The organism is Bradyrhizobium sp. NBAIM08 (assembly GCF_020193935.1).
Taxonomy (GTDB): domain Bacteria; phylum Pseudomonadota; class Alphaproteobacteria; order Rhizobiales; family Xanthobacteraceae; genus Bradyrhizobium; species Bradyrhizobium yuanmingense.
In genome coordinates, this window is sequence record NZ_JADYVR010000005.1 from 61,571 (window position 1) to 74,014 (window position 12,444).

General features: G+C 65.9%; 14 protein-coding genes. 8 read left to right on the forward strand and 6 right to left on the reverse strand.

The annotated features are described in order from the left end of the window. Positions 1 to 28 precede the first annotated feature (28 nt). The gene (locus I6F37_RS18245) at positions 29 to 913 is read left to right on the forward strand and encodes a 4-(cytidine 5'-diphospho)-2-C-methyl-D-erythritol kinase (protein WP_036024896.1); all 885 of its coding nucleotides are present in this window, start codon (positions 29 to 31) and stop codon (positions 911 to 913) included. On the opposite strand, the gene I6F37_RS18250 is transcribed toward I6F37_RS18245, so the two are convergent. The 5 genes from I6F37_RS18250 to I6F37_RS18270 form a co-directional block, all read right to left on the reverse strand. Then, complete coding sequence (locus tag I6F37_RS18250; RefSeq protein ID WP_036024898.1) at positions 910 to 1,785, reverse strand: alpha/beta fold hydrolase; 876 nt, start codon at positions 1,783 to 1,785, stop codon at positions 910 to 912. The genes I6F37_RS18245 and I6F37_RS18250 overlap by 4 nt on opposite strands. Further along, entirely contained in the window at positions 1,778 to 2,410 is a 633-nt protein-coding gene (locus I6F37_RS18255) for a LysE family translocator (RefSeq protein ID WP_036024900.1), read from the reverse strand. The genes I6F37_RS18250 and I6F37_RS18255 overlap by 8 nt, the downstream gene beginning before the upstream one ends. 44 nt (positions 2,411 to 2,454) lie before the next feature. Next, positions 2,455 to 3,717 carry a beta-ketoacyl-ACP synthase II gene (gene fabF / locus I6F37_RS18260; protein WP_036024901.1) on the reverse strand — a complete coding sequence of 421 codons (1,263 nt, stop codon included), beginning with the start codon at positions 3,715 to 3,717 and terminating at the stop codon, positions 2,455 to 2,457. Between the two features lies 1 nt (position 3,718). Next, complete coding sequence (locus I6F37_RS18265; RefSeq protein WP_036024902.1) at positions 3,719 to 4,234, reverse strand: helix-turn-helix domain-containing protein; 516 nt, start codon at positions 4,232 to 4,234, stop codon at positions 3,719 to 3,721. A gap of 380 nt (positions 4,235 to 4,614) precedes the next feature. Then, positions 4,615 to 5,622: a polyprenyl synthetase family protein gene (locus I6F37_RS18270; RefSeq protein WP_036024923.1), complete on the reverse strand. Its 1,008-nt coding sequence runs from the start codon at positions 5,620 to 5,622 to the stop codon at positions 4,615 to 4,617. 133 nt (positions 5,623 to 5,755) lie between these two features. Between I6F37_RS18270 and I6F37_RS18275 the strand changes: the two genes are divergently transcribed. The 6 genes from I6F37_RS18275 to glyS all read left to right on the forward strand — a co-directional run bounded on the left by I6F37_RS18275 (position 5,756) and on the right by glyS (position 11,411). After that, positions 5,756 to 5,983 carry a DUF2007 domain-containing protein gene (locus tag I6F37_RS18275; RefSeq protein ID WP_008562067.1) on the forward strand — a complete coding sequence of 76 codons (228 nt, stop codon included), beginning with the start codon at positions 5,756 to 5,758 and terminating at the stop codon, positions 5,981 to 5,983. Then, positions 5,976 to 6,740 carry a tRNA1(Val) (adenine(37)-N6)-methyltransferase gene (locus I6F37_RS18280; protein ID WP_036006371.1) on the forward strand — a complete coding sequence of 255 codons (765 nt, stop codon included), beginning with the start codon at positions 5,976 to 5,978 and terminating at the stop codon, positions 6,738 to 6,740. Before I6F37_RS18275 ends, I6F37_RS18280 begins: the two co-directional genes overlap by 8 nt. A gap of 216 nt (positions 6,741 to 6,956) precedes the next feature. Beyond that, positions 6,957 to 7,865 carry a S49 family peptidase gene (locus tag I6F37_RS18285; RefSeq protein WP_036006373.1) on the forward strand — a complete coding sequence of 303 codons (909 nt, stop codon included), beginning with the start codon at positions 6,957 to 6,959 and terminating at the stop codon, positions 7,863 to 7,865. A 104-nt stretch (positions 7,866 to 7,969) separates the two neighbouring features. Further along, entirely contained in the window at positions 7,970 to 8,161 is a 192-nt protein-coding gene (locus tag I6F37_RS18290) for a hypothetical protein (protein ID WP_036006375.1), read from the forward strand. A 212-nt stretch (positions 8,162 to 8,373) separates the two neighbouring features. Beyond that, positions 8,374 to 9,312 (forward strand): glycine--tRNA ligase subunit alpha, encoded by a 939-nt coding sequence (locus I6F37_RS18295; RefSeq protein ID WP_036024903.1) that lies wholly within the window; start codon positions 8,374 to 8,376, stop codon positions 9,310 to 9,312. Next, positions 9,312 to 11,411, forward strand: a complete 2,100-nt coding sequence (gene glyS / locus I6F37_RS18300; protein ID WP_036024904.1) for a glycine--tRNA ligase subunit beta — start codon at positions 9,312 to 9,314, stop codon at positions 11,409 to 11,411. The genes I6F37_RS18295 and glyS overlap by 1 nt, the downstream gene beginning before the upstream one ends. Before the next feature lie 274 nt (positions 11,412 to 11,685). Here glyS and I6F37_RS18305 read toward each other — a convergent pair whose 3' ends face one another. Further along, positions 11,686 to 12,039, reverse strand: a complete 354-nt coding sequence (locus I6F37_RS18305) for a DUF1236 domain-containing protein (RefSeq protein ID WP_036006381.1) — start codon at positions 12,037 to 12,039, stop codon at positions 11,686 to 11,688. A 223-nt stretch (positions 12,040 to 12,262) separates the two neighbouring features. Between I6F37_RS18305 and I6F37_RS18310 the strand changes: the two genes are divergently transcribed. Beyond that, the gene (locus tag I6F37_RS18310) at positions 12,263 to 12,418 is read left to right on the forward strand and encodes a DUF3096 domain-containing protein (protein WP_008562090.1); all 156 of its coding nucleotides are present in this window, start codon (positions 12,263 to 12,265) and stop codon (positions 12,416 to 12,418) included. Positions 12,419 to 12,444: the final 26 nt, after the last annotated feature.

Consider the following 12,444-nt stretch of genomic DNA (forward strand, 5'->3'; position numbering starts at 1 on the left):
ACAAGTGAGTCTTGGGGGCTGATCGCCAATGTCGGCGTTGATTGAAGAGGGACGGGCGAAGGTCAATTTGAGCCTTCGCGTCGTCGGCCGTCGTGCCGATGGTTATCATGATCTCGAAAGCGTGGTCGCGTTTGCCGACTGCGCCGACCGGCTCACCTTGGAGCCGGGCGGGGAGCTGAAGCTCACCACGACTGGGCCGCTGGCTGCCGCCTGCGGCGACACAGCCGACAATCTCGTGCTCAAGGCCGCCAAGCTCCTTGCCGAGGCGATCCCTGGCCTGCAGCTTGGCGCCTTCGCGCTCGACAAGGTGCTCCCCGTTGCAGCCGGGATCGGCGGCGGCTCGGCGGATGCCGCGGCCGCGCTGCGGGTCCTGGCGCGTCTCAACGATTTGTCGCTCGATGATCCCCGCATTCAGAAGGTCGCGCTCGCGACCGGCGCCGACGTGCCGGTGTGCCTCCTCTCGCGCGCCTGCGACATGACCGGCGTCGGCGAGCAGCTGCTGCCGCTCGCGCTGCCGAGCATGCCTTGCGTCATGGTCAATCCGCGCGTGCCTGTTGCCACCAAGGACGTGTTCCAGGCGCTGGGCTTGCGCAACGGCGAGCTCCTGGTCGGCGTCACCGACGTCATCCGCGCTCCGGCCTGGCCGGAGGAGGGTGCCTCGATTTCCGATTGGGTCGAGGTTCTCGAGACCGTCGCCAACGATCTCGAAGCGCCCGCGCTGCGGATCGAGCCTGTGATCGGCGAGGTGCTGGACGCCTTGCGCGATTCCGCCGGCGTCAAGCTCGCCCGCATGTCCGGCTCGGGCGCGACGTGCTTTGCGATCTACGGCGCATCTGAGGAGGCACATGCCGCGGCCGAAACGATCCGGCGCGATCACCCCGGCTGGTGGGTGCATGCGGGCACGTTGAGCTAGCCTTCGTCCTCGTTGAGCTCGAGAAACCGCCGGATCTCACCCAACACCTCCTGCGGCTTGTCGTGCTGCAGCCAGTGTCCCGCCCCGGCAATAGTCTTAACGCGCGCGTTCTGGAAGTATCGCTCCAGGCCGGCGGAGCGAGCGCCCGCTAGAAAGCTTTCGCCGGCATTGAGCAGCAGCGTCGGGCACGTGATCCGCGACCACAGCTCGATGTGATCGTCGGGCCAGAGCCGATGTGGCGCGGAGGCGCGCTGATAGGGATCGAATTTCCAGCTGTAGCTGCCGTCCTCGTTCTGCCGCGTGCCATGCCTGGCGAGATGCAGCGCGAGGTCCCGTGACAGGCGCTTGTTGTGAAGCACCATCTGCGCGGCGGCGTCCTCGAGGCTCGGATAGCGGCGCGGGGTGCGGTCGTGGAGCTTGTCGAGCTGGCCGACCCATCTGCCGATGCGCTCATGCGCCGGCGGCTTCGGTGTGTCCGGCAACATGGTCACGCCGTCGAGGACGACGAGCCTCGTGACCTGTTCGGGGAATGCGCCCGAAAAGATCAGGCTCACCATGCCCCCCATCGAATGGCCGATCAGGGTGACCTGAGGCGTGGCTAAGGTGCGAACCAGCTGCGCGAGATCGTACACGTATTCTGTCAGCGCGTAGCTGCCGCCTCTCGTCCAGTCAGAATCGCCGTGACCACGCAGGTCGGGCGCGACGACGTGAAAATGCGGTTGCAGCGAGCGCGCGATGTGATCCCAGCTGCGGCAATGATCGCGGCCGCCGTGCACCAGGATGGCGGTGGGTGCGCCCTCGTTGCCCCAGTCGGCGTAGTGCAGCCGCAGGCCGTGCGATTCATAGAAGCGGCTTTGCGGGGCGCTAGCCATTGGCCGGCCGCCGCGCCAGGGCGAGCGAGAGGCCGAGGCCCGCGATGAAGACGCCGGAGCCCTGCGTGAGGCGACGCATCAGAAGCGGCCGTCCGGTCAGCTGCGCGCGCGTCGCGGAAGCCATCAGCACCACCACGACATCGGCGAGCGTGTTCAAGGCCACGGAGATCGCACCGAGCAGGATGAATTGCAGCGTCGGGTTCGAGTCCGACGGATCGAGAAACTGTGGAATGAAGGCGAGGAAGAATGCCGCGGTCTTCGGATTGAGCGCTTCGACCAGCACGCCGTCGTGAAACGCGCGCTTGTCGCCGATCGGCTCGCTCCCGAGCGACAGGTTGTTGCCGGCGCTGCGAAACGTCTTGATGCCGAGCCAGACCAGATAGAGCGCGCCGACGAACTTCACGGCGGCAAACAGCTCCGCGCTGGCCAGGATGATGGCGGAGATGCCGAGGCTGCCCGCGACCACATGAACCAATCCGCCCAGCGCCGTGCCCGCGGTCGAGGCGAAGCCGCTGCCACGCCCCTCCGACAAGGTTCGCGCCGCGACGTAAAAAATGCTAGGGCCGGGAACGGCGGCAATGAGGAGAGCTGCGGCCAGGAACAGCCAGAAATTCGTTTCGATCATGCCGTTTTCGTAGCGAAGCCGGCGGCGATTGCAAGACCTCTTGCTTAGCCCAGCCGGCGCAAGATCACGCTGGCATTGACCCCGCCGAAGCCGAACCCGTTGGAGATGGCATGCTGCATCGGCATTGGCCGCGCGCTGCCTGCGACGATATCGATGCCTTCGGCGCCCGCATCGGGGTTTTCGAGATTGAGCGTGGGCGGCGCGATCTGGTCGCGCAACGCGAGCACGGTGAAAACCGCTTCCAGCCCGCCGGCGGCGCCGAGCAGGTGACCCGTGGCCGATTTGGTCGCGCTCACGGCAATGCCGCGGTTGCGGCCGAACAGCGCGCCGATGGCGCCTAGCTCGCTTTCGTCGCCGGCCGGTGTCGAGGTCGCGTGCGCGTTCAGGTGCTGCACATCCGCGGGCGCAAGCTTGGCCTGCCGAAGCGCGATCTCCATGGCGCGGCGGGCACCATCGCCATCCGGCGGCCCCGAGGTCATGTGATAGGCGTCCGCGGTCGTGCCGTAGCCGACGATCTCGGCGATCGGCGTCGCGCCGCGCGCCTGCGCATGCTCCAGCGCCTCGATCACCAGGATGCCGGCGCCTTCGCCCATCACGAAACCGTCGCGGTTGCGATCGAACGGACGCGAGGCGCGCGCGGGCTCGTCGTTGAAGCCGCTCGACAGCGCGCGAGCGGCCGCAAAGCCGCCGAGGCTGACGATATCGATGCAGGCCTCCGCGCCGCCGCAGATCGCAACGTCAGCTTCGCCTGATCGGATCATGCGCGCGGCATCGCCGATCGCCTGCACGCCGGCGGCGCAGGCCGTGACGGGCGCGCCCAGCGCGCCCTTGTAGCCGTACTTGATCGAGACGTGGCCGGCGGCAAGATTGGCGAGGAACGAGGGGATCGTGAACGGCGACAGCCGGCGCGCGCCGCGTTGCGCGGTGATGCGCACCGCCTCCGCCATGGCGGGAAAGCCGCCGACGCCAGAGGCGATGATCGTCGCGGTGCGCTCGAGCGCGCCAGCATCCTGCGGTGTCCATTTGGCTTGCGCGACGGCTTCTGCCGTCGCGAGCAGCGCGAACAGGATGAAGCGGTCCATCTTGCGCTGATCCTTGGGCGCGGCAGCCTGCGCCGGATCGAAACCGCCTTCGGCATCATCGGCCTTGTCGGGCACGAGGCCTGCAATGCGCGCGGGCAGCGCCTCTGCCCATTCCGGCAACAGGCGCAGCCCGCTTTGCCCGGCGAGCAGCCGCCGCCACGTCAATTCGACGCCGCAGCCAAGCGGCGACACCGCGCCCATTCCCGTCACGACGATACGACGCATGTCAGTCTCCAGCCGGCGCGACGGCCGGGTTCATGGCCTTGAGCGCAGCAAGCCGTGCGCGCATGCCGCGGCTGGCGCGGGGACCTGCGACGACGACCGCATTGGCGAGCGTGATCGGGCGCTTGTCGGCGGCATCGACCACAATCGGCTCGAGCGGGCGGACGTCGCTCCGGTTCGCCAGCAGGATGGATTCGCCTTTCGGCGCCAGATGCTTGTTGCCCCAGGCGAGCAGCGTAGCGATCACGGGGAAGAAATCCCGCGCCTTGTCCGTCAGCACATATTCGTAGCGCGGCGGGCGCTTCTGATAGCGGCGACGCACGAACATGCCGCTTTCGGTGAGATGCGAGAGCCGCCGCGACAGGATGTTCGGCGCAATGCCGAGGCTTTGCGAGAACTCGTCGAACCTCGTCGCACCCTGAAACGCATCGCGCAGAATTAGGATGCTCCACCATTCGCCGACCGTCTCTACCGCGCGGCCGACCGGGCATTCCAGGATCGAAGGGGATTTGGGTTGCATGCGGGCAAGGTAGGTCAGTCACTTGCAAAATGCAAGTGACTGCGCGGGGAGGCATGTGGAGCGAGTGAGGCTGGGTTCTGCTGATGAGATGAAGCGCGCTCTCGTGCCCCGGACGCAGCGCAGCGCCTCCTAGCGGTGCGCTGCAGAGCCAGGGCCATATTGCTCACGATTGCGGATGTCGCATGGGTCCGGCTCTGCGCAGCAGCGTTTCACGCTGCAGCGTGTCCGGGACACGAGAGCGAGCGGTGCCGTCGCGGCGTACTCCGTCATTGCGAGCGCAGCGAGGCAATCCAGACTGTTTCCGCGGCGGGATTCTGGATTGCTTCGCTACGCTCGCAATGACGGGTGCGGGGAGCGCGCAAAGCGTGAGCGTCAGTCGCCTAATGCGACCTTGCCAAGCAGAACGCCACGACCTGCTCCAGCGCGTTCTTCATCGGCGAGGGCGGGAACAGCGCCAGCGCATCCACGGCCATGGCGCCGTAGTGCTGGGCGCGGATCAGCGTGTCCTCGAGCGCGCGGTGCTTGTTCATCAGGCCGATGGCGTGATCGAGATCGGAATCGCCGATCTCGCCGCGCTCGAGCGCCCGGATCCAGAAGGCGCGCTCGGTGTCGTTGCCGCGGCGGAAGGCGAGCACGACGGGCAGCGTGATCTTGCCTTCGCGGAAATCGTCGCCGGTGTTCTTGCCGAGCTTGGCGCTCTTGCCGCCATAGTCGAGCACGTCGTCGACGAGCTGGAAGGCGATGCCGAGATTCATGCCGACCGAGCGGCAGGCAGTCTGCTCCGCCTTCGGGCGGTTCGCGATCACGGGGCCGACCTCGCAGGCGGCGGCGAACAATTCGGCGGTCTTGCCGCGGATCACGGCGAGATATTCGTCCTCGGTGGTCGCGGTGTTCTTGGCGGCGGCGAGCTGCATCACCTCGCCCTCGGCGATGGTGGCGGCCGCCGCGGAGAGGATGTCGAGCGCGCGCAGCGAGCCGACCTCGACCATCATGCGGAAGGCCTGGCCGAGCAGGAAGTCGCCGACCAGCACGCTTGCCTCGTTGCCCCAGAGCATGCGCGCCGACAGCTTGCCGCGGCGCATCTCGCTCTCGTCGACCACGTCGTCGTGGAGCAGGGTGGCGGTGTGCATGAACTCGACGCTGGCAGCCAACTTGATGTGGCCGTCACCGGTGTAGCCGGCGAGATTGGCCATGGCGAGCGTCAGCATCGGGCGCAGGCGCTTGCCGCCCGAGGAGATCAAGTGGTTGGCCACTTCAGGGATCATGGTCACGTCGGAGCCGGTCCGCGACAGGATCGTGGCATTGACGCGCTCCATGTCGGGAGCGACAAGGGCAACCAGCTCTTCGATCGACGCGCCGGGGGTTTCGAAAGGTACGATGACGGCCACGCCGGTCTCCAATATTTGCCCCGGAAGGGCTATTCTGATGGAAATACAATAGAAACTGGCGGCGGATGCGGCAAGGGCCGCGGAACCATTGACATTTGCCGCGTTAGCCACTTTCAGGCAGGAGACCTCCGTTTTGCGTGAACTGGTTCGGACCAACGATATGGTGCTGGTGTCGGCGATTGGCGCGCTGCTCGACGGCGCCAACATCCATCATCTGGTGCTGGACCAGAACATGAGCATCATCGAGGGGTCTCTCGGCATTCTGCCGCGGCGGATCCTTGTTCATGAGGACGACGCCGAGGAAGCCAGGGCGCTCCTCACCGAGGCCGGCCTCAGCCACGAACTGCGCGGCGATGATTGAGGCCGCGGATATTACCGAGGACGCGTTTCTCGGCGGGCAGTTGCGCTTGATGCAGAAGCGGTCAGGCCACCGCGCCGGGCACGACGCCATCCTGCTGGCAGCAGCGACCGACGCTAAGGCGGGTGACCGCGTGGTCGAGCTTGGCGCCGGCGTCGGCACGGCGGGCCTTGCGCTGGCGCGGCGCGTCGCGGGGATCAGGCTCAGCCTGGTCGAGATCGATCCGGAACTGGCGCAGCTCGCGCGGGCCAACGCCGCCGCGAACGCGATTCCTGCCGAGGTCATCGTGCTCGACGTCACCGCCGACGCGCAGGCGTTTGCAGCGAACGGACTTCTGCCCGACGGTTCCGACGCCGTGTTGATGAACCCGCCCTTCAACGATCCCGCACGCCATCGCGGCTCGCCGGATCAGGCGCGCCACACCGCGCATGTGGCGAGGGAGGAGACACTGCATGCGTGGGTGCATGCAGCCCGGCGCATTCTCCGATCGAGCGGCGTGCTGACCCTGATCTGGCGCGCGGACGGAATTGGCGACGTCGTGGCAGCGCTGTCACGCGGCTTCGGCAGCCTCGCGATCCTGCCGGTTCATGGCGAAGCGGGAAAGCCTGCCATCCGGGTGCTGGTGCGCGCAGTCAAAGGCGGCCGGGCACCGACGCAATTGCTGCCGGGCCTCATGCTCAACGAGGAGTCAAACGTGCCGAAGAAAGAGGTGAAGGATATTCTGGAGGGGAGGGCGGCGTTGCCGCTGGCGAGGCCGTGACGGCTTATTGCGGAAGCGATTCCGTCTGTTGCTCTTGCGGCGACGTAAAGTGAAGCGCCGTGAAAAGCGCACCGATCAACAGCAACAGCAGATAGATCTTCATGGCGTTTCCTTCCGCTGCCTATTGCAGCTTCCCAACGCGGATTCTGCAAAACACGTTCCTGGCACTTTCAATGACACTCGCGTGATAAGAAATGGTTAATCAGAGGTAAGGCCATGGCCGAACAATTGAACGATCGTGAGAGTTCCGGCCTGGCCGACAAGCTCATGCAATATCTGCCGGCGCGCTTTCGTCCCGGCACGGCGGTCGTGCCGGTGGTGCGGCTGTCCGGTGTGATCGGTGCGGTGACGCCGCTGCGTCCGGGCCTGACGCTTGCCGGCGTCGCGCGGGTGCTCGAGCGCGCGTTTTCCTATCGGCACGCCAAGGCCGTGGCGCTGGTGATCAACTCGCCCGGCGGTTCGCCGGTGCAGTCGCGCCAGATCTACTTGCGCATCAAGCAGCTCGCCGCGGAGAAGAAGCTGCCGGTGCTCGTGTTCGTCGAGGACGTTGCGGCCTCCGGTGGTTACATGATCGCCTGCGCGGGCAACGAGATCATCTGCGATCCCTCCTCGATCCTCGGCTCGATCGGCGTGGTCGGCGGCAGTTTCGGTTTTCAGGAGGCGATCAGGCGGCTCGGCATCGAGCGGCGCCTCTACACCTCGGGCGAGCACAAGGCGATGCTCGACCCGTTTCTTCCGGAAAACCCTGACGACGTCATGAGGCTGAAGGCGATCCAGCGCGAGATCCACCAGATCTTCATCGCGCTGGTCAAGGAAAGCCGCGGCGCCCGGCTGAAGGGAGCGGACGACACGCTGTTCACGGGCGAATACTGGGCGGGGGACAGCGCGATCGCGCTGGGGCTCGCCGACAGCATCGGCGATCTCCGCTCAACTCTTCGTGCCCGCTATGGTGAGAAGGTTCTCACCCCCGTGATCGCGCAGCCGACCGGGCTGCTCTCCGGCCTTCTGGGCCGGAAATCGCCCGGCGCGGGGCAGCTTTCGGCCCTGGAATCAATGGCCGGGCTGCCGGACGAGCTGATCTCGGCGGTCGAGACGCGGGCGATTTGGGCGAAATTCGGGTTCTAGGTCTCGCGCTCCCGCGCCATTTCGCCCGGGCGGCGCCGATTGCGGCGCAGGTCCATCTGCGCAACAATGCGTGTGGGGGCTGAGCATGAGACGAGGATCGACCGATGCCGCCGTTCGTCGCTTTCGCGGGCGTCCTGGGCGGGCTTGCCGTGGTCCGCTGGGCCTACAAGACCGCCATCCGGATCAACCAGGAGCTGGAGGAGATGCGCCTGTCGCGCGTCACCGAGGCCGCCCGCATGGGGGATATCCAGACGCTGAAGCGTGACCCCGTGACCGGAGCTTACCGGCCGGGTTAGGGCACACCTCCACGCGTTCGTCATTCCGGGGCTCGCGAAGCGAGAACCCGGAATCCATCGAACCACGGAGTGAGCGGCGCAATGGATTCCGGGCTCGCCCTGCGGGCGCCCCGGAATGACGCCCGAATCCGCCCCCTTCGCCTTGATTCCCATCCCCGCCGTCGATACGGTCCCGCGCGATTCAAAACCCCCCGCGAGAGCCCGATCTGACGATGGACGCCTCATTGCCCGCCCATATGCGCCCGGAACGCTCGTTCCAGGGCTTCATCCTCGCGCTCCAGCGGTTCTGGGCCGAGCAGGGCTGCGTGATCCTGCAGCCCTACGACATGGAAATGGGCGCGGGCACCTTCCATCCGGCGACCACGCTGCGTGCGCTCGGGCCAAAGCCGTGGAACGCGGCCTATGTGCAGCCGTCGCGCCGGCCCAAGGACGGCCGTTACGGCGAGAACCCGAACCGGATGCAGCACTATTACCAGTTCCAGGTGATCATGAAGCCCTCGCCGCCGAACCTTCAGGAGCTGTACCTGAAGTCGCTCGCCGCGATCGGCATCGATTCCGCCGTGCACGACATCCGCTTCGTCGAAGACGATTGGGAGAGCCCGACCCTGGGCGCCTGGGGTTTGGGGTGGGAATGCTGGTGCGACGGCATGGAAGTCAGCCAGTTCACTTATTTTCAGCAGGTCGCTGGCTTCGAATGCGCGCCGGTCGCGGGCGAGCTCACCTACGGCCTCGAGCGCCTCGCGATGTATGTGCAGGGCGTCGACCGAGTCTACGACCTCAACTTCAACGGCCGCGACGGTGACCAGAAGGTCACCTATGGCGACGTGTTCCTGCAGGCCGAGCAGGAATATTCGCGGCACAATTTCGAATATGCCGACACCGCGATGCTGTTCGAGCAGTTCAAGATGGCGGAAGCGGCCTGCAGAAAATATCTCGACGCGGGCTGGCGCGACGGCGGCAACCGGAAACAGCATCTGATGGCGCTGCCGGCCTATGACCAGTGCATCAAGGCGAGCCACGTCTTCAACCTGCTCGATGCCCGCGGCGTGATCTCCGTGACCGAGCGGCAGAGCTACATTCTGCGCGTGCGCGAGCTGGCAAAAGCGTGTGGCGAGGCCTGGATCCACACTGAAGCGGGCGGAGCGGCCTGATGCCCGATCTTTTGCTTGAACTGTTTTCCGAAGAAATTCCCGCGCGCATGCAGGCGAAGGCGGCGGACGATCTGCGCCGCATGGTCACCGACAAGCTGGTTGCCGAAGGCCTGGTCTATGAGGGCGCAAAGTCGTTCGCGACGCCGCGCCGCCTTGCGCTCACCGTGCACGGCATCCCTGCGCGCCAGCCGGATCTGAAGACCGAGCGCCGCGGACCCAAGGTCGGCGCGCCCGACGCGGCCGTGCAGGGCTTCCTCAAGGCGACCGGTTTGAAGTCGTTGGACGAAGCCAAGATCCAGCGCGACCCCAAGGGTGATTTCTACATCGGCTTGATCGAGAAGCCCGGCCGCGACGCGATCGACGTGCTCGCCGAGATCCTGCCTGTCATCATCCGCACCTTCCCCTGGCCCAAATCGATGCGCTGGGGCGCGCGCTCGGGCAAGCCCGGCTCGCTGAACTGGGTGCGTCCGCTGCACGCGATTACCGCGACCTTCGGCCTCGAGACCGAAGAGCCCGATGTCGTGAAGTTCGAGGTCGACGGCATCGAGAGCGGCCAGACCACTTACGGCCACCGCTTCCTCGCGCCGGCGCCGATCTCCGTGCGCCGCTTCGAGGACTACGACGCTAAGCTTCTTGCAGCAAAAGTCGTGCTCGACCCCGAGCGCCGCAAGGACGCCATCCTCACCGACGCCAAGCAGCTCGCCTTCGCGCAAGGTTTTGAGCTGGTCGAGGACCAGAATCTGCTCGACGAGGTCGCCGGCCTCGTCGAGTGGCCGGTCGTGCTGATGGGCTCGTTCGAGCCGGAATTCTTGAAGACTCCCGACGAAGTCATCCGCGCCACCATCCGCAACAACCAGAAGTGTTTCGTGGTGCGCGACCCCAAGACGGGCAAGCTCGCGAGCAAGTTCATCCTGGTCGCCAATATCGAGGCGACCGACGGTGGCAAAACCATCATCGCCGGCAACGAGCGCGTCATCCGGGCGCGGCTGAGCGATGCGAAGTTCTTCTACGAGACCGACCTCAAGACCAAGCTCGAGGGCCGGCTGCCGAAGTTCGATCAGATCGTGTTTCACGAGAAGCTCGGGACGCAGGCGGAACGCATCAAGCGCATCGAGCGCCTGGCCGCCGAGATCGCGCCGCTGGTCGGCGCCGATGTCGCCAAGGCGACGCGCGCGGCGCATCTGGCAAAGGCAGATCTGCTGACGGAAGTCGTCGGCGAATTCCCGGAAGTGCAGGGCCTGATGGGCAAATACTATGCGCTGGCTCAGGGCGAAGACGCCTCCGTCGCCGCGGCCTGCGAGGAGCACTACAAGCCGCAAGGGCCTGCTGATCGCGTTCCGACCGATCCGGTCAGCGTCGTGGTGGCGCTCGCGGACAAGATCGATACCCTGGTTGGGTTCTGGGCGATCGACGAGAAGCCGACGGGCAGCAAGGACCCCTATGCGCTGCGTCGTGCGGCGCTGGGTGTGATCAGGCTGATCGCTGAGAACGCGCTGCGTCTGTCGCTCATAAAGGTGGCGGGATCAGCGCTCGCCGGCTTGTCGGTGAAGCCGGCCGATGCCTCGAAGCTTCCGAGCGATCTGCTCGCCTTCTTCGCCGATCGCCTCAAGGTCCAACTCCGCGAGCAGGGCGCGCGCCACGATCTCGTCGATGCCGTGTTCGCGCTCGGCGGCCAGGACGATCTCCTGATGATCGTCCGCCGCATCGAGGCGCTCGGAAAATTCCTCGATAGCGACGACGGCAAGAACCTGCTCGCCGGCACCAAGCGCGCCAGCAACATCCTCAGCATCGAGGAGAAGAAGGACAAGCGCAGCTTCGACGGCGCGCCGGATGCTGCGCTCTACAGCCTCGCTGAGGAGAAGGCGCTGGCCAAGGCGATCGGTGAGGTCAAGGCGGAAGCCAGCGCTGCGGTGGCCAAGGAAGACTTCGCCGCCGCGATGAGTGCGATGGCAAAGCTGCGTCCGCCGGTCGATGCCTTCTTCGACAAAGTGCGCGTCAATGACGATGATCCGAAGGTGCGCGAGAACCGCCTGAAGCTCCTCAACGAGATCCGCAGCGCCACGCGCGCGGTAGCGGACTTCTCGAAGATCCAGGATTGAGGCGCGGTTTGCGGCAAACACCGCTGTCATTCCGGGGCGCGCGTAGCGCGAGCCCGGAATCCATAACCACGATCGTGAGTATGGATTCTCAGGTGCGCAATTGCGCACCATAGCCCACGCCTCCGGCGTGTCCCGGAATGACGGCTGCTGATGTGGCTTGCCCAAAGAAGCCCCGCCCGGCGGGGGGAGGACCGGGCGGGGCCTGATGTCCGATTTACACTGCTCGCGCCAGCCTGCTGTGACGCGCCGGACATCGAATGGAGCGGCTGCGTCTTTAGTCCAGCACCTCGACGATGCGGCGCGAGCGCGGCTCGACCAGCACGGTTTCGCCGTTCACGACGGTGTAGCGATAGGTCGTGGCGCCGAAACGTTGCGGCACGTCATAATAGGTGACGCCTGCCTCGGGTAAGGTGGTGCCGACCACCACGCGATCCGGAATGCGGAAGGGCGGCACACGTTGTTCAACGACATATTCGCGGAAGGCGGGCCGTTGTTCGACGGCAATCGTCGGCGCGCCGTCGACCATGGCGGGCGCGCGTCCAATCGTGACATCGCTTTGCGCCTGCGCCGCAAGGGGCGCGCCGGTTGCGGCCGCGAGCGCTGCGAGAGCAAAAATCCTGTTCCGCATGGACAACTCCTTCGACGTGATTCTGCGGGCGCGCGAGCGGCGCGACCGGTTGCCAATGCGTGCCTCAAGCCAATGTTCCGGGAAAAGGCATGCCGCATTCGCGGCAATTTCGGGCAGTTTTCGTGAGGCCGGAACTCGCAGCAGCCCTTGCGCATCTCTACTCCCGGAACCCATCCGGTTATGATCCGCGCGCGATTCGCCTCACCTCACAGAAAGATAGTTCATGCACATCACCGTCGCCCACATTTCGCCGATCCTGTCGTTGATTGCGGGCGTGCTCATCCTGATCATGCCGCGGCTTCTCAACCTCATCGTCGCGATCTTCCTCATCGTCAACGGCGCGATCGGGCTCGGGCTCCTGAAGTGGCTCCGCTTCTAGGCGTTCACTTTTCGGAACTGTCCGTC